The sequence below is a fragment of the Nonomuraea sp. NPDC049784 genome, from assembly GCF_040659615.1.
Lineage (GTDB): Bacteria > Actinomycetota > Actinomycetes > Streptosporangiales > Streptosporangiaceae > Nonomuraea.
The window spans coordinates 1-21380 of the sequence record NZ_JBFAMX010000056.1 but is presented as its reverse complement, the minus strand read 5'-3'; the positions used below and the strand labels follow the sequence as shown (position 1 = coordinate 21380).

At 71.0% G+C, this 21380-nt stretch carries 15 protein-coding genes; 12 read left to right on the top strand and 3 right to left on the bottom strand.

What is annotated here, in order from left to right; genetic code table 11:
* Positions 1-46: 46 nt before the first annotated feature.
* The 5 genes from AB0J09_RS15295 to AB0J09_RS15275 all read left to right on the top strand — a co-directional run bounded on the left by AB0J09_RS15295 (position 47) and on the right by AB0J09_RS15275 (position 8016).
* Entirely contained in the window at positions 47-1579 is a 1533-nt protein-coding gene (locus AB0J09_RS15295; RefSeq protein WP_360690248.1) for a hypothetical protein, read from the top strand.
* A gap of 104 nt (positions 1580-1683) precedes the next feature.
* Complete coding sequence (locus tag AB0J09_RS15290) at positions 1684-1818, top strand: hypothetical protein (RefSeq protein WP_344996422.1); 135 nt, start codon at positions 1684-1686, stop codon at positions 1816-1818.
* An 11-nt stretch (positions 1819-1829) separates the two neighbouring features.
* Positions 1830-2633, top strand: coding sequence for a glycosyltransferase (locus AB0J09_RS15285; protein WP_360690245.1), 804 nt, complete (start codon positions 1830-1832; stop codon positions 2631-2633).
* A gap of 11 nt (positions 2634-2644) precedes the next feature.
* The gene (locus AB0J09_RS15280) at positions 2645-3724 is read left to right on the top strand and encodes a glycosyltransferase family 4 protein (protein WP_360690243.1); all 1080 of its coding nucleotides are present in this window, start codon (positions 2645-2647) and stop codon (positions 3722-3724) included.
* A complete protein-coding gene (locus AB0J09_RS15275) occupies positions 3721-8016 on the top strand; it encodes an alpha-(1->3)-arabinofuranosyltransferase family protein (protein ID WP_360690241.1) in 4296 nt (1431 codons plus the stop codon). Before AB0J09_RS15280 ends, AB0J09_RS15275 begins: the two co-directional genes overlap by 4 nt.
* On the opposite strand, the gene AB0J09_RS15270 is transcribed toward AB0J09_RS15275, so the two are convergent.
* A complete protein-coding gene (locus AB0J09_RS15270) occupies positions 7943-9091 on the bottom strand; it encodes an acyltransferase (RefSeq protein ID WP_360690239.1) in 1149 nt (382 codons plus the stop codon). The genes AB0J09_RS15275 and AB0J09_RS15270 overlap by 74 nt on opposite strands.
* Positions 9092-9258: 167 nt before the next feature.
* Here AB0J09_RS15270 and AB0J09_RS15265 point away from each other — a divergent pair, with 167 nt between their 5' ends.
* Positions 9259-10176 carry a DUF3068 domain-containing protein gene (locus AB0J09_RS15265; protein WP_360690237.1) on the top strand — a complete coding sequence of 306 codons (918 nt, stop codon included), beginning with the start codon at positions 9259-9261 and terminating at the stop codon, positions 10174-10176.
* 157 nt (positions 10177-10333) lie between these two features.
* On the top strand, positions 10334-11440 hold the full coding sequence (locus tag AB0J09_RS15260) for a nitronate monooxygenase family protein (protein WP_360690235.1): 1107 nt from the start codon (positions 10334-10336) through the stop codon (positions 11438-11440).
* 108 nt (positions 11441-11548) lie between these two features.
* On the opposite strand, the gene AB0J09_RS15255 is transcribed toward AB0J09_RS15260, so the two are convergent.
* Complete coding sequence (locus tag AB0J09_RS15255; protein WP_360690233.1) at positions 11549-12358, bottom strand: crotonase/enoyl-CoA hydratase family protein; 810 nt, start codon at positions 12356-12358, stop codon at positions 11549-11551.
* Between the two features lie 119 nt (positions 12359-12477).
* On the opposite strand from AB0J09_RS15255, the gene AB0J09_RS15250 reads away from it, so the two are divergent.
* From AB0J09_RS15250 to AB0J09_RS15230, 5 genes are read left to right on the top strand one after another with little or no spacing between them, the layout of a single operon-like run.
* Positions 12478-14028 carry an acyl-CoA synthetase gene (locus AB0J09_RS15250; RefSeq protein ID WP_360690231.1) on the top strand — a complete coding sequence of 517 codons (1551 nt, stop codon included), beginning with the start codon at positions 12478-12480 and terminating at the stop codon, positions 14026-14028.
* On the top strand, positions 14018-14917 hold the full coding sequence (locus tag AB0J09_RS15245; protein WP_360690229.1) for an OB-fold domain-containing protein: 900 nt from the start codon (positions 14018-14020) through the stop codon (positions 14915-14917). Before AB0J09_RS15250 ends, AB0J09_RS15245 begins: the two co-directional genes overlap by 11 nt.
* Entirely contained in the window at positions 14914-15936 is a 1023-nt protein-coding gene (locus tag AB0J09_RS15240; RefSeq protein WP_360690228.1) for a thiolase domain-containing protein, read from the top strand. Before AB0J09_RS15245 ends, AB0J09_RS15240 begins: the two co-directional genes overlap by 4 nt.
* The gene (locus AB0J09_RS15235) at positions 15936-17084 is read left to right on the top strand and encodes a thiolase domain-containing protein (RefSeq protein WP_360690267.1); all 1149 of its coding nucleotides are present in this window, start codon (positions 15936-15938) and stop codon (positions 17082-17084) included. The genes AB0J09_RS15240 and AB0J09_RS15235 overlap by 1 nt, the downstream gene beginning before the upstream one ends.
* A complete protein-coding gene (locus AB0J09_RS15230; RefSeq protein WP_360690226.1) occupies positions 17084-18670 on the top strand; it encodes an acyl-CoA synthetase in 1587 nt (528 codons plus the stop codon). The genes AB0J09_RS15235 and AB0J09_RS15230 overlap by 1 nt, the downstream gene beginning before the upstream one ends.
* Here AB0J09_RS15230 and AB0J09_RS15225 read toward each other — a convergent pair.
* The gene (locus AB0J09_RS15225) at positions 18667-21198 is read right to left on the bottom strand and encodes a tetratricopeptide repeat protein (RefSeq protein WP_360690224.1); all 2532 of its coding nucleotides are present in this window, start codon (positions 21196-21198) and stop codon (positions 18667-18669) included. The genes AB0J09_RS15230 and AB0J09_RS15225 overlap by 4 nt on opposite strands.
* Positions 21199-21380: the final 182 nt, after the last annotated feature.

Here is a 21380-nt window from a genome sequence, read left to right as displayed (position 1 = left end):
GGTCGGGCGGGGAATGGCCGTAGCAGGGTTGTGATGTCATAGCGGGATGCCGCACACGCCCAGAGCCGGGGCCGCCTCCGCCCTCCTCGGGCTGGCGCTCGGCTGCCTGGCGCTCGGACCCGCGCTGGGCTGGGGGTTCACGCTGCTCCAGGACATGGTGTTCGTGCCGGACCCGGCGTTCACCGCGTGGACGTTCGGGCTGGCGGGCGGGGCCGCGCGGGTCGTGCCGAGCGACGCCGTGGTGACCGCGCTGTCGCTGGTGCTGCCTGCCGAGCTGGTGCAGAAGGCGATCCTGCTGGGGATCTTCGTGCTGGGGTGCTCGGGGGCCGCGCTGCTGCTGCCGTCGGGGTCCCTGGGGCCGCGGCTGGTGGCGGGCGCGTTCTACGTGTGGAACCCGTACGTGGCCGAGCGGCTGCTGATGGGGCAGTGGGCGCTGCTGCTCGGGTACGCCGGGCTGCCCTGGGTGGTGCGGGCCGCGTGGTCGGGCCGGAAGGTCGCACTGGCCATGGTGCCCGCGGCGGTCGGCGGGTTCGCGGCGATGACGGTCACCGCGATCACGGCGCTTCCGGTGGCTCGCCGGATCTTGCCTGTGGCAGGGCTGCTGGCGGCGTTCAGCCTGCCGTGGCTGGTGGCCACCGCGCTGCGACCCGAGGGCATCCATGGCGACCCGGCCGGTGTGCACGCGTTCGCGGCCAGGGCCGACACGCCGTTCGGCGCGGTGGGGAGCCTGCTGTCGCTGGGCGGGATCTGGAACGCGTACGCGGTCCCCCCTGGTTACGGCGCCTTCGCTGGGGCGGCGGCCAGGCTGCTGCTCACGCTGGCCGGGGTCGTCTTCTTCCTGCGGGGAGACGTGCCGTACAAGAAGGGCCTGGCCGTGGCGGCGTTCGCCGGGCTGGGCATCGCGTGCGCCGGGGTGAGCGAACCCGGCAGGGAGGCGTTCGCCTGGCTGGTCGGGGTGTGGGGAGGGTTCGCGGTGTTCAGGGACGCCCAGCAGTTCGTGGCGCCGCTGGCGCTGATGGCGGCTCTGGGGCTCGGGCTGCTCGTCGAGTCGGTCGCGCGCGAGCGGGTGTGGGTCGCCGCGATGGCGCTGGTGCCGGTGGCCGTGCTGCCTACCATGGCATGGGGGTCGCTCGGGAAGCTGGGGGCCGTCTCCTACCCGGAGAGCTGGACCGCCGCGCGTGAGGTCATCCGGCGCGATCGGGAGCCCGGGGACGTGCTGGTGCTGCCGTTCGAGTCCTACAGGCAGTTCCCGTGGAACGGGGGGCGGGCCGTGCTGGATCCCGCGCAGCGCTTCTTCGCCGTGCCGGGGCGGCGAGTGGTCTCCAACGACGCCGTACGGGTCGGTGACATGGTCATCAAGAGCGAGGACCCGCGGGCGCAGGCGGTAGAACACGTACTAGAAGGACCCTCGCCCGATCTTCCCGCAGCGGGATTTCGCTACGTGATAGTCAATGCGGGGACAGTTGAAGAGCGGCAGCGGTTCGGCGTATGGCTACGGAGCGCGAGGCCCTTGGTCGATACGGGTGACCTGCGACTCTACCGATTCGACGGCCCCGTGCCGCCCCGATATGTGCCCTGATCAGGGGATTTATAAAGATTTTGTAGAGCTACTTCCGAGTAGCAAGAATTGGTTCTAGGTTGGGGACGGCCCGCACCATTTGTCCGCTCGAGGAGGAACCCCCCATGATAAAGATCCTCTTAGCAGCGATCATCGGCGTCGCCGTAGCGGCTCTCGTGGCGACGGTCACCACGGTCTCTCTCACCGGCGCCACCGCCACGCCGGTCAACCAGCCTCTCTACTTCTACGGCGACCGGTAACCCGAGCCGACATGCCGCCCTCTCCACATGGGGACGAGGGGACGAGCCGACCACCACTGCTTGAGATCGTCATTCCCGCCTACAACGAGGAAAGACGACTTCCCGGGGGCCTCCTGCAGCTGTGCGCGAAGCTTGCCCGCATGCCGTTCCCGACCGCCGTCATCGTCGTCGACAACAACAGCACGGACCGCACGGCCGAGATCGTCAGCAACTGGCCGCGTGGACCTGTGGCGGTCCGGCTGATGCAGTGCCCGGCTCCCGGGAAGGGCGCCGCGGTACGTGCCGGACTGCTCCGCACCAGTGCCCCGTTCGTCGGGTTCGTCGATGCCGACATGGCCACCGACCTCGACGCCATCGACGTCGCCTTCGGGCAGTTGCTGTCCGGCGAGCGGGTGGTGATCGGGTCGAGGGCGCACCAGGGCTCCCACGTCGAGAACCGCCACAGCAAGATCCGCGAGCTGGGCGCCTTCGGGTTCCGCGCGCTGGCCGGCGCGCTGGTGCGCGGGGTGAGCGACACCCAGTGCGGATTCAAGTTCTTCGACGGGGTGCTGGCCCGCGAGGTCGCCGCCCGGCTCCGTACCTCCGGCTTCGCCTTCGACGTCGAGTTGCTCGCGCGCTGCGTCGGGCAGGGCTCGGCGGTGAAGGAGATCCCCGTGCGCTGGCACGACATGCCGGGCTCGCGCTTCTCCCCGGCCCGGCACACGTTCGGCATCGTGCTGGAGCTCGGGAAGATCTGGCTCCGGCTGCGCGCCCAGCCGAGTGCCGCCGCCCGCCCGGCCTGGGAGCCACCGCTCGACCCCGTCGGATATCCGTGAAGATCGCTGTCGTGAACTGGCGTGACCCCTGGCATCCCCAGGCGGGCGGCGCTGAGACGTTCGCCTGGGAGCTGGCCCGCCGCTTCGCGCGAGCGGGCCACGAGGTGTGCTTCGTCACCGCGCGAGCGCCGGGCCAGGGCCGGGGGGAGTCCGTTGACGGGGTACGCATCGTGCGGACGGGCGGTGTGTTCACCGTCTATCCGCTGGTGCTCTGCTGGCTGCTGCTCAGGCGCGGCCGCTTCGACGTGATGCTCGACTGCCAGAACGGGATCCCGTTCTTCACCCCGTGGGTCGTGCGGCGGCGCACCAAGGTGTTCTGCGTCGTGCACCACGTGCACGATCGGCAGTTCGGGGTGCACATGCCGGGGTGGCTGGCGGCGTTCGGACGCTTCCTGGAGGGGCCGGTGGCCCGGTGGAGCTACCGGCGGCACGCGAGCGTGGCCGTGTCGCCGTCCACGGTGCGGGCCATGCGGGAGCGGCTCGGGTGGGACGGGCCGGTGCACATAGTGCCGAACGGGGTGAGCATCGCCCGGCCCGGCGATGTGGTGAAGAGCGCGACGCCGCGGCTCGTCTGCGTGGGGCGGCTTGTCGCGCACAAACGCGTTCACCTGCTGCTCGACGCCGTGGCCGAGCTCAGGGAGCGCTGGCCCGATCTGACCGTCGACATCATCGGCCGCGGGCCCGAGGAGGCGCGGCTGCGCGCCCGGCTGCCTGAGGGCGTCACGCTGCACGGCTACCTCCCGGAGGAAGACAAGGCGCGGCTGGTCGCGCGGGCGTGGGTGCACGTGAGCGCCTCGCAGGGTGAGGGGTGGGGGCTGAGCGTGCTCGAGGCGGCCGCGCTGGGGGTGCCGACTGTGGCGTTCGACGTGGACGGGCTGCGTGACGCCGTACGGCACGGTGAGACAGGGTGGCTGCTGCCTGAAGGCACGGAGCTGGCCAAGGGCATAGCCGCGGCACTTGCCGAGCTGGACGACACTTATGCCGTGAAATGTCGGGCATGGGCGGACCGCTTCTCCTGGGATCGCAGCGCTGAGCGTCTCACCGCGCTGATGCTGGGCCACGACGTCGAGCCCGGCTGGGAGGCGTGGTGACGCGCAAACCGCCGCTCGACCGGGTCGTGGCCGGGCGCTCGCCCAACCAACCGGCGACCGACCGGCTGGTGGCCGGCCGCCTGAAGTCCGGGCCGTCGGTGCCCGATGCCTCCGCGGCCCCACTGGCGGCCGACGGGCGCGCTCATCCCCGGGCGCCTGCTGATGGGGGCGCGTCGCCGACGTCGGTGCCCGGGAAGCCGGGCCCGACCGGCCGGGCGGGGGCCGGGCCGAGGAGCGGGCGTTCGGCGGCCGGGGAGCCGGTCAGTGAGCGGGTGCGGCGGCGGTGGTGGCTGGTGGTGTGCTGCCTGGGCTTCGGCGTGCTGGCGTTCACCACCAAGCCGGGCAACCTGATCTCCGACACCAAGATGGACCTGGCGCTGAACCCGATCGGCTGGCTGGAGCGCGCCTCCCACCTCTGGGACCTCCAGCACTTCGGTCAGCTCCAGAACCAGGTCGCGGGCTACATCTTCCCGATGGGCCCGTTCTTCGCCCTGGGCGACCTGGCCGGCCTGGCGCCGTGGGTGACGCAGCGGCTCTGGCTGACGCTGCTGATGTGCGTGGCGTTCCTGGGCGTGGAGCGGCTGGGCAGGCAGCTCGGCATCGGCACCGAGGGCACCCGCGTCGTGGGCGCGCTGGCGTACGCGCTGGCCCCGCGCACGCTGTCCATCCTCGGCGAGATCTCGATCGAGTGGCTGCCCGCCGCGATGCTGCCGTGGATCCTGATCCCGCTGCTCACCGCCTCGGAGACGGGCCAGCGGGCCCGCGGGGCCATCAGGTCGGCGCTGGCCGTGGCGCTGTGCGGCGGCGTGAACGCGGTCGCCGTGCTGGCCGTGCTCGTCGCCCCAGTCCTCTACATCCTCACCAGGCCGCGCCCGGTGCCGCGCTGGCGGCTGCTCGCCTGGTGGACGGCCGCCGTCTCGGTCGCCACCCTGTTCTGGACGCTGCCGCTGCTGCTCGTCGGCCGGTACGCGTTCTCGTTCCTGCCGTACACCGAGACCGCCGAGACCACCACGCAGGTCACCTCGCTGACGAACGTCCTGCGGGGCGCCTCCGACTGGGTGCGCTACCTGCCGCTCAGCGGCGTCTTCGACCAGCCGCCGGGCTTCTCGATCGCCACCTCCGCGACCATGGTCGTCGTCACCGGCGTGCTGGCGGCGCTCGGCCTGGCCGGGCTGTCCCGCCGCGACCTGCCGGCCAGGGGGTTCGTGGTGGCGCTGTTCCTGGTCGGCGTGACGGCGCTGGTCGCCGGGCATATGAGCGCCCTGGAGCCGGTCGTGGCCGAGCCGGTGCGCTGGCTGCTCGACGGCCCGCTCGCGCCGCTGCGCAACCTGCGGAAGTTCGACCCGCTGGTACGCCTCGCGCTCGCCTTCGGGCTCGCCCATCTGCTCGTGAGGGCCAGGCTGCCGCTGCGTAGCGTGTCGGTGGTGGCATTCGCGGCTCTCGTCCTGCCCGTGTTCAACCAGGGCCTGGCCGCGCCCGGCGACGTCAAGCAGGTGCCGGCGCACTGGCGGGAGGCGGCGGCCTGGCTCAACGAGAACGCCGGTGACGACGGCGTGCTGATCGTGCCGGGCGCCAAGTTCGGCGAGTACGTCTGGGGCCGCCCGATGGACGAGCCCATGCAGGCGCTGTCCACCGCCCGCTGGACCACCAGGCAGATCACGCCGCCGGGCTCGGTGGGCCTGACCAGGCTGCTCGACGCCATCGACCAGCGGCTCACCGCGGGCCACGGCTCGGCCGGGCTGACCGCCGTGCTGCGCAGGATGGGCGTGCGTTACCTGCTCGTCAGGAACGACCTGAACAGGGCGAACCTCCAGGGCGCCTGGCCCGCGCGGATCTTCGAGGCGCTGCGCGAGTCGCCCGGGATCAAGCGGGTGCGCTCGTTCGGCGAGCTCGTCGGCGACAAGGAGACCGACGACGCCGTGGAGTCGCTGGACGCGCCGTTCCCCGCGCTGGACCTGTACGAGGTGACGGGCAGCTCGGACCTGGTCTCCGTGCAGCCGGTCGCGGACGCGCTGGCCGTGCGCGGCGGCCCGGACTCCCTGCTCGCCATGGGCGACCTCGGCCTGCTCGGTGACGGCCCGGTGCTGGTGAACGGCGACGCGGGCAAACGCGAGGCGCCGACCGTGGTCAGCGACGCGCTGCGGCTGCGCGAGCGCTCGTTCGGCGAGATCAGGTCGAACTGGTCGCCCACGCTGACGGCCGACAAGAAGGCGGACTTCTCCGGCGTCCGGGCGCTGGACCTGCTGGAGAAGGGCTGGCTGGACGACACCGCCACCGCCGAGTACGACGGCATCGCGGGCATCACTGCCTCCTCCTCGGTCGCCGACCCGTACGCGATCGCCGGCATCAGCACGACCGGCCGGGGCCCGTGGGCGGCCATGGACGGCAATGCCGAGACCGGCTGGGAGAGCGACGGATCGAAGCCCCCGCAGGGCGAATGGCTCCGTGTGGACCTGCCCGCGCGGATGCGGATCCCGTACCTGCAGGTGATGCTCGCCCCCGACCTGCTGCTCGGGCAGGAGATCAAGCAGGTGGCCGTGGAGACGGAGTCGGGGAGCCTGGCGCAGGACGTGCGGCGCGTCACGGACCCGCAGCGGCTGCGCGTCCCGGACGGGCCCACGAGCTGGGTGCGGGTCAAGGTGCTGCAGACGGTGTCCGGCGAGTGGAGCTACGGGCAGCGGGTCGGCATCGTCGAGCTGTCCATCCCCGGCGTCACGCCCGGGCGCACGATCAGGCTGCCGGGGAAGGGCGGCGACGTGTTCGTCATGGACCGGGGGCTCGACGAGCGGCCCGCTTGCATGCGCAACCAGTACCGGTGGATCTGCAACGCCACGGCGCTGGCCAAGCCGGGCGAGGAGAGCGGGTTCGACCGGACCTTCACCGCCGAGTCCGCCGCGACCGTGAACGTGCGAGGATCGGCCGTGCTGAAGGATCCGGCCCTCGCCGACCGGTTCACGCGCATCAGAGCGGACCTGACCAGTGTGACCGGCTCGTCCCAGCTCACCCTGGACGCGCTGGTCTCGCCCAGGTCGGCGTTCGACGGGGATGCGAGCACCACCTGGATCCCCGGCAGCGACGACACCCAGCCCACGCTCGACATCGCCTGGAAGGGCAAGCGGACGATCTCCAGGATCCGGATCGGCCGCCCCGGGGGTGACAAGCAGCCGCTCGACGTGGTCGTGACCGGCGACCGCGGAGCCGTGCGCGCGGGCCGGGTGGACCCGAGCGGCCTCCTCACGTTCAGGCCGCTGTCCACCTCGCGGCTCAAGCTCCGCTTCACGCCGTTCTCCAAGCGGCTGCAGGTCACCGAGATCGTGGTGCCCGGCGTCGATCCGGTGGGCAGGCCCGCCGGCATCCCGCTCAGGCTCGCCTGCGGTTCCGGGCCCAGGATCGAGGTGAACGGGCAGGTCATCCAGACCAAGGTCGCCGGCACCCACGCCGATCTGCTGGAGCAGCGGCCCGTGCAGATCTTCGGCTGCACGAAGGCCAAGATCGTGGCCGGGGACAACCGGGTGCGGGTCGCCGGCTGGGAGTCGTTCGCCATCGACGACCTCGTGGCCGGCACGCTGCCCGACAAGCCGCGCGGCGTGGAGGGGGCGGCCGTGCAGAGCACCTGGACGCCGTCCGTACGCGAGGTCGAGGTGACCGCGCCGAAGGACTCCTTCCTCGTCGTCAACGAGAACTACAACGCCGGCTGGCGGGCACAGATCGCCGGCAAGACGCTCAAACCCGTGCGGATCGACGGTTGGAAGCAGGGCTGGGAGCTGCCGGCCGGGACCACGGGAACCGCGCGCCTTGAGTACGTGCCGGACCGCGCCTACTGGCTCGCGCTCGCCCTCGGCCTGGCCGGGATCGCCCTGCTGACCCTGATCGCCCTGTTCATGCGCGGCCCGCGCCCCGAGCACGTGCGCGAGACCGCCGCCGCCTCGGCCGCCCGGCTGCGGCACCTGCGGGCGCCGTACGCCGTCGTGCTCGGCCTGGCGTTCGGCGGCTGGGTGGCGAACTGGCAGGGCATGCTCGCGGTCCTCGGCGCGCTGCTCGTGACGCTCGTGCTCCGGGCCAGGGGCCTGCCCGCGCACTGGCTGGCCGCTGCCGTCTTCGGCGTGGCCACGCTGTCCCTGGCGGCGGCCATGGTGCTGCCCGGCATGGAACTCCTGCTGGACGAGGTGCCGCAACTGGCCGCCTGCGCGGCCATGGGCGTGCTGTTCGGCCAGCTCGTCAAGGAGCCGGCACGGCCGGAGCCGGAGCCTGAGCGGCCGGCGGCCGAGCAGGTCCTGACCGGAGTCGGCTGAGCTTGAGTGCCGGGACCTCGATGAGATGGTAGCTGCCGACGCTCAGCAGCAGCGTCACCACGAACGACACCACCGCCACGCTGGGGAAGTCGCCGGCGAACGGCGGCGCGCCGGTGAGCTTGAGCTGCAACGTGATCAGAGGCGCGTGCCACAGGAAGAAGCTGTAGGAGATGCGGCCCATGTAGGCGGTCACCGGGTTGCCGACCAGGCGGTGCCTGAGCGAGTCCCCCCTGGGCGCCAGCGCGAACGGCGCCACCAGGAGTATCGCCACCGCCGCCTCCAGGCTCACCCGCAGCAGCGACTCCCACAGGGCCGGCAGCGTCAGCGTGCGCGGCCCGGCCAGCCCCGTGCTCAGCATGGCGTACAGGAGCGCGGCCAGTATCAGGAGCTGCGGCGCCAGCGAGTCGATCACCCTGCTGTGCCCGATCCACACCGACAGCACCGCCATCGCCATGCCGCAGGCGAAGAACACCAGGTGGTACGGCAGCAGCAGGGCGAGCTGCGGCTGCCCGAACTCCCGCGTCACGACCACGGTGGCCACCGAGATCACCGGCATCACCGCGATGCCCGCCAGGAGCCTGACCGGCGGGTTGCCGCCTCGGCGCGCCCATTTGTGCAGCAGCCAGGCCAGCACTGGAAGCACCACGTAGAAGGACATCTCGATGGGCAGCGTCCACATCTGGTAGAGCCCGTCGGCCGCGTTCTCGCCCGGGAAGTAGTTCTGCAGCAGCAGCATCCACTTGACCCAGCCCAGCCAGTCGAGCGAGCTCCACGCCCACAAAGCCAGCCCCGCCACGAGCCAGTAGACCGGCATGACCCGCAGCACCCTGCGCCACAGGTAACGCAAGGGCTTCGGACGTGGCGTATTCTCGATCACCGCGCGCGCCCACGGGCGGTAGAGCAGCAGGCCCGACAGGAGGAAGAAGATGGGTACGGCGATGCCGAGCCGGGCCATCATCCAGGCGTACATGCCCTCGCGGTACATGACGCCGGTGTTGCTGCCGACGTGCAGCAGCCAGACGCCCAGAGCGGCGAACGCGCGGATGCCGTCGAGGGACGCGTCCCTGCTCTTCACCCCTGCTCACACCCTCTCGTCAGGCCAGCGGAAACCACGATAGAACTTGTTTCTATCGATTTGATTGCGGTGGTATGGCCGCCAGTGACGCGCATCACTCGCTGTCATACTTTGTTGCTCGACGATCGCGCTAGATGACAACACGTTCTACAAATGCGGAGGCCTCGATGGGTCGTATCTCCACGCTCGTCCTCATCGGGTTCGGGGCTTTCTTCATTGCACTGGCGCCGCTGCTGAAATTCTGGGCGGCCGGCCAGATCATCGCCGCTCCCGCGGACCAGTTCGGCGTCGCGCGGCTCGAGGCCAAGGGCGCCCGTTACTTCTCCCTCCAGGACCTGAAGGTCCTCACCGGTGACCTCCAGATCTTCGTCACCACCCGCGGTGACGTGAAGGAGGCCAACTCGCAGCGGGTGGTCTGGGACGAGGCCACGGTCGTCAACGACGTGACGAACAGCCGGCCGCAGATCGACCTCTCCGAGCGCCGCAGCGCCTTCAACCGCTACACCGGAGTGGGCCTCAACTGCTGCGGGACCAACATCGACAAGGCGCCGGTCACGCTGGAGGGGCAGATCTACAAGTTCCCCTTCGACGTGGAGAAGAAGACGTACAAGGTGTTCAACGGCCAGGCCGGCAAGGCGTTCGACGCCGTCTTCGTGCGCGAGGACAACGTCAACGGCCTGCCCGTCTACGTCTTCGAGCAGACCGTCCCGCCGACCAAGACCCAGACCCGCAGCGCGCCCGCCAACGTGCTCGGCATGACCGGCACCACCGGAGACGTGCAGGTCGACCGCTGGTACGACGGCAAGACCACGTTCTGGGTCGAGCCGGTCACGGGCTCCCCGGTCAAGCAGGAGGTGCAGCGCCACGAGGTGCTGAAGACCCAGGACGGAGTCGAGCGCTCGCCGGCGTTCATCGGCACCGCGAAGATGACCGAGCAGACCGTCGACGACCTGGTCAAGAAGGCGCAGGACGGCAAGAGCCAGATGAACCTGCTGCGTAACATCATCCCGCTGGTCCTGCTCATCGTGGGCCTCGCGCTGGTGCTGACCGGCGCCGTCCTCGGCCGCCGCCCGCGGGGCGAGTGACCATTTCCGGGGCCCGCGATATGCGGGCCCCTTTTTCATGCCTTGATGAAGTCAAACTAGAACTCGTTATCGTCCAAGGTTACTCGCTGGTACCAGACGAAAGGTTCTAGTCTAGAACACGTTGCAGTTCGCCATCCGCCGGACGTATTGTCGGGCCATGCGGACACGTGTCACGGACATGTTCGGAATCGAGTTCCCGATCTTCGCGTTCAGCCACTGCAGGGACGTGGTCGCCGCCGTCAGTCGCGCGGGCGGCATGGGAGTGCTCGGAGCGCTCTACTTCACGCCTGACGAGCTCGAGACGGAGCTCAAGTGGATCGACGACCACGTGGACGGCAAGCCGTACGGCGTGGACGTGGTCATGCCCGCCTCCTACGAGGGCGCCGACTTCGCGCCCGAGGAGCTGGTGGGCCGCCTGCAGTCGATGATCCCCGACGGCCACCGGGCGTTCGTCGAGAACCTCCTGGGCAAGCACGGGGTCCCGCCGCTTTCCTCGGACGCCGACCCCGGCAAGGTGCTGCTCGGCTGGACGGATGCCACGGCCCGTCCGCAGGTGGAGGTCGCCCTCCGGCACCCCATCGCCCTCCTGGCCAACGCGCTGGGCCCGCCGCCCGCCGACGTGGTCGACCTCGCCCACGCGCACGGAGTCAAGGTCGCCGCCTTGGCCTCCACTCCCCGGCACGCGCTCAAGCAGGTGGAGGTCGGGGTGGACGTGGTCGTCGCCCAGGGCACGGAGGCCGGCGGCCACACGGGCGAGATCTCCACCATGGTGCTGATCCCGCAGGTGGTGGACGCTGTGGACGTGCCTGTCCTGGCCGCGGGCGGCATCGGCAACGGCCGCCAGATGGCGGCGGGGATGGCGCTGGGCGCCGACGGCGTCTGGACCGGCTCGCTCTGGCTGACCGTGGAGGAGGCCGACACCCCGGAGATGGCCAAGCGCCGCATCCTGGAGGCCACGTCCAGGGACACCGTGCGTTCGCGGAGCTGGACGGGCAAGCCCGCGCGGCTGCTCAAGAACGAGTGGACGGACGCATGGGAGTCGGAGGAGTCGCCCGGCACGCTGCCGATGCCCCTGCAGTTCATGCTGGTGTCGGACGCCCTGCGCCGCATCGGCCGCTCCGACGCCGCCGAGCTGTCCACCTTCCCCGCCGGGCAGATCATCGGGATCACCAACCAGGTCCGGTCCACGAAGGATGTGGTGTTCGGCTTGGTGGAGGAGTACGGCGAGGCCCTCGAACGGCTGGAGCGCCTGACCGGGGAGTGACGTTCATACGGGAACGACGTTGACCAGGCTCCGTGGCGGTCAGCCCTCAGGTGCCTCATGTGCGGACCATAGCCTTGTGTGGCCTCCTGCGCCACACAAGGCCTATCTTCAGCGCGCCTGATAGGTCGGCGGGCGCTTCTCGCGGAAGGCGCGGGTGCCCTCCTTGGCGTCCTCCGAGCCGATCACCGGCCAGCCGAGCTCGTCCGACACCTTCAGCGCCTCCGGCTCCGGCAGGCCCAGCGTGTCGCGGTACGTGCGCAGGATCGCCTGCACGGCGAGCGGGCCCGAGGCGGCGACGTCCTCGGCCAGTTCCCGGGCCGAGGCCAGCGCCTGGCCGTCGGGGACCACCCGGTTGATCAGTCCCATGGACAGCGCCTCCGCAGCCGTGATCGGGCGGCCGGTGAGGAGGAGGTCCATGGCATGGCAGTACGGGATCTGCCGGGGAAGGCGTACGGCGCTGCCGCCCATGGGGAAGAGGGCGCGCTTGGCCTCGAACAGCCCCAGCGTGGCCGACTCCGCCACCACCCGCAGGTCCGTCCCCACCAGCAGCTCCGTGCCTCCGGCCACCGCGTAGCCCTCCACCGCGCTGATGATCGGCTTGGTGGGCAGGTCCTCCCTGAGCAGCCCCTTCCAGTGGAAGTTCGGTATCTGCGCGGCCCTGGCCTGGACCTCCGGGTCCGCCGACGGCTGTCCCATGGCCTTGAGGTCGGCCCCCGAGCAGAACGTGCCCTCCGCGCCCGTCAGGATCGCCACCCGGATCCCGGGCTCCGCCGACGCGTACGCCCACGCCGAGGCCAGGCCGATCAGCATGTCCGAGGAGAGCGCGTTGCGGGCCTCCGGCCGGTTCATGGTGACGATCAGGATGTGGCCGTCGCGTTCGATCCGGCAGTGGGGGGTGCTGATCGGCAGGAGCTCCACGTACGCCTCCGAAGTGTCTAATCAAGCGCTTGCTACGAACTTCGGCCCCAGGATACGCTCCCAGCAGCAAACGAGAACAGGTTCCTGTTTTGCTCGCGCCGCAACTCCAAGGAGTTCAGATGGGCACGCTCGGTTTCTGGAGGCTCGCGCAGGCGGATCCCGAGTGGATCGCGGCCGTGGATCCCGACGGCACGGAGCATCGTGCGGGCGACCTGCTGGCCCGCTCGAACCGCCTCGTGCACGGGCTGCGCGGTCTCGGGCTCCAGCCGGGGGACGGCATCTGCGGCCTGGTCCCGAACGGCGTGGACGGGCTCGTGCTCTACCTGGCCGCCATGCAGGCCGGCTGGTACTACACGCCCGTCAACTGGCATCTCACCGGCCCCGAGATCGCGTACATCGTGTCCGACAGCGAGGCCAAGGCCTTCTTCGTGGACCCGCGTTACCTCGGGGAAGGCGCCAGGGGGGCCGAGGCGACCGAGCCGCACCGCCGCTTCCTCCTCGGGGGAGGCGGGACTGACGGGTTCCGCCAGGCGAGCGAGCTCACCGACGGGCAGCCGGACACCGCCCCCGCGGACCGCACCGCCGGCGCCACCATGCACTACACCTCGGGCACGACCGGCAAGCCGAAAGGCGTCAGACGCCGGCTGAACGGCCTGGATCCGGACGACTCCGCAGAGCTCATGACGTTCCTGCTCGGACTGTTCGGCATCACGCCGGGCCGCCCCAACGCGCACCTGATCACCTCACCGAACTACCACACGGCGGTGACCCAGTTCGGCGGCACCGCGCTGCACATGGGGCACACGCTCGTCTACATGGACAAGTGGGACGCGGAGGAGATGCTCCGGGTCTGCGAGCGCTACCGCGTCACGAACTCCCACCTGGTCCCGACCCACTTCAAGCGGCTGCTCGCGCTCCCGGAGCAGACCCGCGCCCAGTACGACCTGTCCTCGCTCAAGTGGATGATCCACGCCGCCGCCCCCTGCCCCATCCCGGTCAAGTGGGCGATGTTCGAGTGGTGGGGCGACTGCGTGTACGAGTACTACGCAGCCACCGAGGGCGGCGGCACCCTGGCCACGCCCGAGGGCTGGAAGTCGCACCCCGGCACGGTCGGCAAGGCCTGGCCCATCAGCGAGCTGCTCATCGTGGACGAGCAGGGCGAGCCTGTACCGACGGGCACCGCCGGGACGATTTACATGAAGATGATGGGCGTCCCGTTCGAGTACAAGGGCGACCCCGACAAGACCGCCGCGAACCGCCTCAAGGACTACTTCACCGTAGGAGACATCGGGTACCTGGACGAGGACGGCTACCTCTACCTCTGCGACCGCAAGGCCGACATGATCATCTCGGGAGGAGCCAACATCTACCCGGCCGAGATCGAGAACGAGCTCATGGTCCACCCGAAGGTGGCGGACGTGGCCGTGTTCGGCGTCCCGGACGAGGAGTGGGGCGAGCAGATCAAGGCCGTGGTCGAGCCCGCGCCGGGGGTCGAGCCCGGCCCCGAGCTGGCCCGGGAGCTGCTCGCGTCGCTGGAGGGCCGCCTGGCCAGGATGAAGTGGCCCAAGAGCTTCGACTTCATCGCCGAGATGCCCCGAGAGCCCAACGGCAAGCTGCTCAAACGCAAGCTCCGCGCCCCGTACTGGGAGGGACACGACCGTGCCATCTGATCCGCTCGTCGCCCAGCACGTCCTGGAATTTCCCGGCGGCTACACGCGAACGACAGGCCCCGTGATCGGCCGGTTCCTGAGCGAATTACGCGGTCGGCGCATCGTGGGGGTGCGGACGAAAGAGGGCAAGGTGCTCGTGCCGCCCCTGGAGTACGACCCCGCGACGGGCGAGCCGGTGACCGGCGAGTACGTCGAGGTCGGCCCGGCAGGCACGGTCATCACCTGGGCGTGGGTGGAGGAGCCGCTCGAGAGCCACCCGCTCGACCGCCCGTTCGCCTGGGCCTTGATCAAGCTGGACGGGGCGGACACCACGCTGGTGCACGCCGTGGACGCGGGTAACCCGAAGGCGCTCGCCGCGGGCACCCGCGTCTGGTCCGCCTGGAGTGAGCGCCCCACCGGCCACATCACCGACATTTCCCACTTCGTTCCCGAGGTCACGAAGATCGTGTCCAACGTGCGCTCCGCATACCGCCTCCAGGCGGGCGGCGCGCTACGCGTCTTCCTGGAGGGCGTCAAGCGTGGCGTCTTCCTCGGTGGCCGGTGCGAGAGCTGCGACAAGGTGTACGTGCCCTACCGCCTGTCCTGCCCCGAATGCGGAAACAGCATCCCGGAAACGCTCGAACTCCCCGACACCGGCACGATCACCACGTTCGCCATCAACAACCTGCCCGATCCGCGGGCCCCGCAGGTGCCGTTCGTGTCGGCGTACATACTGCTCGACAACTCCGACATCCCGATGATCGCGCTCGTCGGGGACGTACCCGCTCACGAGGTGCGCCAGGGCATGCGGGTCAAGGCCGTCTGGGTCCCGGAGAGCGAGCGCACGGCGTCCATGGCGAACATCCGCTGGTTCGCCCCCACCGGCGAGCCCGATGTGGAGCTGTCATGAGAGATGTCGCGATCGTCGCGTTCGCCCAGACCCGGCACACCGGCCACGACACCGGGCAGACCGAGCCCGAGCTGATCCAGCCCGTCATCGACGAGGTCAAGGAGCGCACGGGGCTCAAGAGGTTCGGCTTCACCTGCTCGGGCAGCTGCGACTACCTCGCGGGCGCGCCGTTCTCGTTCGTGTCGGCACTCGACGCGCTGGCCGCCTGGCCGCCGATCTCCGAGAGCCACGTGGAGATGGACGGCGCCTGGGCCCTGTACGAGGCGTGGGTACGCCTCCAGCACGGCGACATCGACTCGGCCCTCGTCTACGGCTTCGGCAAGTCGTCGCTCGGCGACCTGCGCACCATCATGACGATTCAGCTCGACCCGTACTATCTGGCGCCGCTCGGCCTCGACCTGCTCTCCTACGCCGCGCTCCAGGCCGGCGCGGTCGGCGCGGACAGGAAGGAGCTCGACGAGATCGTCCGCAGGAGCCGGGCGGACGGGAGGAGCAACCCGTACGCGCTCGATCTGCCCGACCCGGACGACTCGGACGGCTTCGCGGTGCAGCCGCTGAAGAAGACCGACGTGCCACCCGTCACGGACGGCGCGGCCGCGATCGTGCTCGCGGCGGGCGACCTGGCCCGGCAGCTGTGCTCGAATCCCGCCTATATCAGGGGCATCGCGCATCGCATAGAGCCCCACTATCTGGGTATGCGTGATCTTGCCCTGTCGGCCTCCGCGTCCGATGCCGCACGTGCCGCGGGGGTCGGCAAGGGTCCCGTCGAGGTGGCCGAGCTGCACGCCCAGTTCCCCCACGAGGAGATCATCCTGCGCCGCGCGCTGGAGCTGTCCGGCGACACGGTGATCAACCCGTCCGGTGGCCCGCTGGCCGCCAACCCGGTCATGGCCACGGGCCTCATCCGCGTCGGCGAGGCCGCGCGGCGCATCCTCGACGGCGACGCGAGCCGCACCGTCGGGCACGCCGCCGGCGGCCCCTGCCTGCAGCACAACCTCGTCACCGTCCTGGAGGCATGATGGGCAACCGATGCGCGGTCATCGGGGTCGGGCAGACGTACTACACGACCAAGCGCAGGGACGTGTCGATCGCCGGCCTCGTACGCGAGGCGGCGCTGCGGGCGCTGGAGGACGCCGGGCTGTCTTTCAAGGACATCGACGCCGTGGTCATCGGCAAGGCGCCCGACCTGTTCGAGGGCGTGATGATGCCGGAGTCGTACCTGGCGGACGCACTCGGCGCGGCGGGCAAGCCGATGATGCGCGTGCACACGGCGGGCAGCGTCGGCGGGTCCACCGCGCTGGTCGGGGCCTCGCTGATCCAGGGCGGCGTGCACGACCGGGTGCTGGTGGTGGCATTCGAGAAGCAGTCGGAGTCCAACGCCACCTGGGCGCTCTCCACGCACCTGCCGTTCAGCGCGTCGCTCGTGGTGGGCGCGGGCGGCTACTTCGCGCCGCACATCCGCGAGTACATGCGCAGGTCGGGCGCACCCGGACACATCGGGACGCTGGTGGCGGTCAAGGATCGGCTGAACGCTCTCAAGAACCCGTACGCGCACCTCAAGATCCCCGGCATCGACCAGAAGATGGTCGAGTCCACGCCCATGTTGTGGGAGCCGATCCGCTACCTGGAGACCTGCCCGTCCAGCGACGGCGCCTGCGCGATGATCCTGTCGTCCGAGTCCAAGGTCACCGGAACCCCGGCCTGGGTGCACGGGACGGCCATGCGCTCCGAGCCGATCTTCCGCGCCGGGCGCGACACGGTCAGCCCGCAGGCCGGCATTGACTGTGCGGCCGACGTCTACCGTCAGGCGGGCATCGCCGACCCGCGGCGGCAGATCGACGTCGCCGAGACGTACGTGCCGTTCTCCTGGTACGAGCCGATGTGGCTGGAGAACCTGGGGTTCGCGGCGGAAGGGGAGGGATGGAAGCTCACCGAGTCGGGCGCGACGGCGCTCGACGGTGACATCCCGTGGAACGCCTCGGGCGGGGTGCTGTCGAGCAACCCGATCGGGGCCTCGGGACTGATCAGGTTCGCCGAGGCCGCGCTGCAGGTGCGCGGGATGGCGGGGGAGCACCAGGTGGACGGCGCCCGCACGGCACTCGGCCACGCGTATGGCGGGGGAGCCCAGTTCTTCGCGATGTGGATCGTCGGACGGGAGAGACCCTGATGGAGTTCAACCACGCTGACCTGTTCGAAGGGCTCGCCGACGCGATCGGGGACAGGACGGCCGTCGTCTGCGGCTCGGACCGGCGCACCTATGCGGAGCTGGAAGCCGAGGCCAATCGGCTCGCTCATTACCTCATGGACCTGGGCGTCCAGCCGGGCCAGCACGTCGGGCTGCACCTCTACAACGGCATCGAATACGTCGCGGGCCTGCTGGCCGCCTTGAAGATCAGGGCCGTGCCGATCAACGTCAACTACCGCTACGTCGAGGCCGAGCTGCTCTACCTCTACCGGGACTCCGACATCCGGGCGCTGCTCTACGACGTGGAGTTCGACGCGCGGGTGGCCGCCGTGGCAGGCGAGGCGCCGCTGCTGGAGCACCTCATCGCGGTGGGCGGGCCGTCGGCGATCGGCTCGGCGGTGCCGTACGAGACGGCTCTTGAACGCGGCAAGCCGGAACGGGGTTTCCCGCCGCGCTCGGGCCAGGACGTCTACATCATCTACACCGGCGGGACCACGGGCATGCCCAAGGGCGCGATGTGGCACGTCGAGGACCTGTTCATGGCCTTCGGCGGCGGCAACCCGTACGGCGAGCCGCGCGCCACCCCGCAGGAGGTGATCGACGAGGCCGTCAAGGCCGGTCCCATGGTGATGATGGCCGCGCCGCCGCTGATGCACGGAGCCGCGCAGATGGCCACGTTCATCGCCTGGTGTATGGGCGCGACCATGGTCTACGTGCGCCGCTTCGACGCCGAGGACGTATGGCGGGCGGTCGAGCGGGAGCGCGTGTTCACCATGAACATCACCGGCGACGCCATGGCCAGGCCCCTGGCCGAGGCACTGGAGAAGGACCGCTACGACGTCTCGTCGCTGTTCGTGGTCAGTTCGACCGGGGCGATCCTGTCGGGCGCGGTACGCGACCGGCTCCAGGAGCTGCTTCCGAACGTCATGATCCTGGACAGCTTCGGCTCCACCGAGTCCGGCTACACGGCGTCGGGCGTGGCCGGGTCCTCGCCGGAGAAGGGCCTGCGTTACCAGCCGAACTCCGTGGTCAAGCTGGCCGTGCTGGACGAGCGGCACCGGCCCGTCGAGCCCGGCTCCGGGCAGCTCGGGACCGTGGCCAGGGCGGGCCGGGTGGCGTTCGGCTACTACAACGACCCCGAGAAGACGGCCCGCACGTTCGTCACCGACGAGGAGGGCACGCGGTGGTTGCTGACCGGTGACCTGGCGGCCGTGGACACCGACGGGACCGTGAACGTGTTCGGCCGGGGCTCGCAGTGCATCAACACCGGTGGGGAGAAAGTGTTCCCCGAGGAGGTCGAGGCGGTGCTCAAGGGGCATCCGTCCGTGTTCGACGCCGTGGTGACCGGGGTGCCCGACGAGCGGTGGGGGAACAGGGTGGCCGCCGTGGTGGAGCCGCGGCCGGGCGTCGAAGTCACAGCCGAGGAACTGGACGCACACTGCAGGACGCTGCTGTCGGGGTACAAAGTGCCTCGTTCGTACGCGTTCGTGGAGCAAATGGTGCGCTCGCCGGCAGGCAAGGCCGACTACCGGTGGGCCCGCGAGACGGTGCAGGCGAGCGACGGCTAGAGCCCGTGTAGCTCCTCCTCCACCGCTGCCATCTCGTCGGTCCTGCCCGCCTTCTCCAGCAGCTTCAGCCTGCCCCGCAGCACGTCGCGGAGCAGGTCGGCGACGCCGTCCTGGGCGAGCAGGTCGCGCAGCAGCCCGGCCGAGACCCGCAGCGCGGCGTCGGCGGCGTCGTCCCTGCCCAGCTCCTGCTGGCAGAAGCCGAGCCTGGCGTGTGCCACGGCCCTGGGCAGCTCGTCCCGCGTCACCTGCGTGGCCCGGTGGAAGACGAGCCCGGCCTCCAGCGCCCGGCCCGCCTCCATGAGCGCGTCTCCGAGCATGAGCATCGCCCTGGACAGCAGCTCGCGCTGGATCGGGCTCCCCGGACCGGACTCCCGGTGCGCCCGGCTCCCGGAGCCGAACCGCCGCTCCACCGGGCCGAACCTCTCCAGCGCCGCGACCGCCTCCCGCAGCGGCTGGATCGCGTCGGCGGCCAGGTCCCGCATCCTGAGCGCGGAGGCCAGCGTGAGGCAGGCGCCCGCGCGGCTGATGTGCAGGGCCTGCGCGTTCATGCCTGTGATCAGCAGCTCGTCGTAGATCGCGATGGCCTCTCTGGCCCGGGACTCGGCTTCCGTGCCGCTGCGGCGGCGCGGCACCCTAGGACTCGTGCCGCCGTCCAGGCCGAGCAGGGGCAGCAGCTCGGAGCTCTGCGCGAGGGAGTCGGCGAGGACGGCCCTGTACGTGAGGTCGTCCGGCGACTGTCTGGCCTGCGGGATCAGGTCCTCGACGAGCGCGTTGGCCTCGGCCAGCTCGCCGAGCATCATGTGGCACCTGACGAGCCGCTGGGTGGCCAGCGCGTGCTTGACCGTGCCCGCCTCGTGCCCGGTGGCGGCGAGCCTGGCGTACTCGGCGGCCTCCTCGGGCCTCGCCGTCGCCAGGAGGTCGTCGGCGATCATCGCGGCGGCCTCCCGCTTCTTCGCCGGGTCGGTGTGGAGGTGCAGGGCCTCCACGAGGTGCGCCAGCGCCTCCTGCTCCCTGCCGAACGCCCGCAGCACCTGCCCGCGCACCTGGATCGCCTGAGCCCGCACGCCGGGCGGCTCCTGGCCCGCCTCCGCGGCCCGGTCCAGCTCGGCGAGCGACCAGGTGATCGCCTCCAGGGCGGCCTGCGGGCGGTCGAGCATGGCCAGGCTGGAGCCGAGCTGCGCGTACGTGACCGCGGCTACGGCCGGGTCGTCCAGCTCGTCGCAGAGGTCGGCGGCGCGCTCACAGTGCGCCAGGGCCTCGACGGGGCGGCCCTGCTCGAGCAGCTTGACGGCGTAGAGGTTGAGGGCCTCGGCCAGTTCCCCGCCCGGCTCGCCGGAGAGGAGGTCGATGGCCTGCTCCAGAACGGCGAGATCGCCATGCCCCAGCCGGGCGAGCGTGGCGAGCGCTGTGCCGAGCCGCCCGCGGTAGTCGCCGGAGAAGGCGGCCAGCCCCCGGTATACCCGCACGGCCAGTTCGGCGCCCGGCATCCGCATCAGAGACTGCCCGTACAGGTCGTGCACCTCGGCGCCGCCGTCACTGCTCAGCGGCACCTCCTGCTCCAGCGCTTCCGTGAACGACGCCAGCGCGGGCAGCAGCTCGGACATGTCGCCCGGGTAGGCGGCGACCTCTTCGACGAGGGTTCTGAGCACATCCGTCCCCGGCAGCGGCCGGATGTCGAGCAACTCGCGGTACAGGGTGACTCCGGCGGCGGGCCCTTCCTCCTCCACCCGCAGCCTGGCCAGCCGGGCCAGGGCCAGCAGATGCACGTCGACGAGGTCCGGAGGCGGGTACGGCAGCAACGCGGTGCCCTCGGCCAGCTTCGACCTGGCCGCGCCGGGGTCGTGCAGCTCGGACAGGCACAGGCCGCCGAGCTCCAGGCAGGTGGCGGTGAGCAGCCGGTTCGCCGCCTCAGGGTCCGCGGACATCACGTCGAGGGCTCGGGTGGCCGACTCCAGCGCGCCCTCGACGTTCTGCCCGGTGAAGCGGAGGCCACCCTGGAGCCGCAGTGCCCCGGCCAGGGCGCGCGGGGATGCGAGCCCCTCCGACACCAGCCCGGCGTAGAGCTCGACCAGCCGGTCGGCCACCGCCTCCGCCTCTGAAGGGCAGGCGGCGTCGGAGAGTGCGGCGGTCTCGAGGATCAACAGCTCGGCCAGCTCCTTACGGAACACCACGCTCGTCCCGGCCCGCGGCTCGTAGGACTCGATGGCCGTGAGCAGGTGGGGGAGGGCCTCCCTGTGCCGCCCGAGGCCCACCAGCGCCCGGCCGAGCGCCGCCGCCACCATCCCCACGGCGATCGCGTGCGGTCGCTCAGGACCCGCGGACCCCTGCAGCGGCGCGTCGGGTACGGGATGGCGTCGCAGCAGCTCGGCCGCCTGCCTCGCGAGCACGAGCCCGTCTCCGGCCCGTCCCACGTCCGTCCAGGCCCTGGCGAGCACGGCCTGTGCGGAGATGTAGGCGTGGATCTCCGGCGTGCCGCCGTTCTCGGCGGCCTCCCTGCACTCCGCCAGCTGCCGTTCCGCTCCGGCCACGGCCTCCGCCGATTGCGCGGTGACCAGCGCCAGCAGCCACGGCCGCCCACCGGCGTGGGGGGGCGCCCGGCGCCGCCCGGGCCCCCCCGCCCCCCCCCCCCTCCCGGGGCCCCGGTGGGGGGCGGGCCGGGCGGCCCCCCCCGCGAGAAACACGGCGGCCCGGCGCCCCCGGCGCCCCCGGG

Coding starts and splice junctions, on each gene's coding strand:
- AB0J09_RS15295 (WP_360690248.1), top strand. CDS start 47: ATGCCGCACACGCCCAGAGCCGGGGCCGCCTCCGCCCTCCTCGGGCTG.
- AB0J09_RS15290 (WP_344996422.1), top strand. CDS start 1,684: ATGATAAAGATCCTCTTAGCAGCGATCATCGGCGTCGCCGTAGCGGCT.
- AB0J09_RS15285 (WP_360690245.1), top strand. CDS start 1,830: ATGCCGCCCTCTCCACATGGGGACGAGGGGACGAGCCGACCACCACTG.
- AB0J09_RS15265 (WP_360690237.1), top strand. CDS start 9,259: ATGGGTCGTATCTCCACGCTCGTCCTCATCGGGTTCGGGGCTTTCTTC.
- AB0J09_RS15260 (WP_360690235.1), top strand. CDS start 10,334: ATGCGGACACGTGTCACGGACATGTTCGGAATCGAGTTCCCGATCTTC.
- AB0J09_RS15250 (WP_360690231.1), top strand. CDS start 12,478: ATGGGCACGCTCGGTTTCTGGAGGCTCGCGCAGGCGGATCCCGAGTGG.
- AB0J09_RS15240 (WP_360690228.1), top strand. CDS start 14,914: ATGAGAGATGTCGCGATCGTCGCGTTCGCCCAGACCCGGCACACCGGC.
- AB0J09_RS15235 (WP_360690267.1), top strand. CDS start 15,936: ATGGGCAACCGATGCGCGGTCATCGGGGTCGGGCAGACGTACTACACG.
- AB0J09_RS15230 (WP_360690226.1), top strand. CDS start 17,084: ATGGAGTTCAACCACGCTGACCTGTTCGAAGGGCTCGCCGACGCGATC.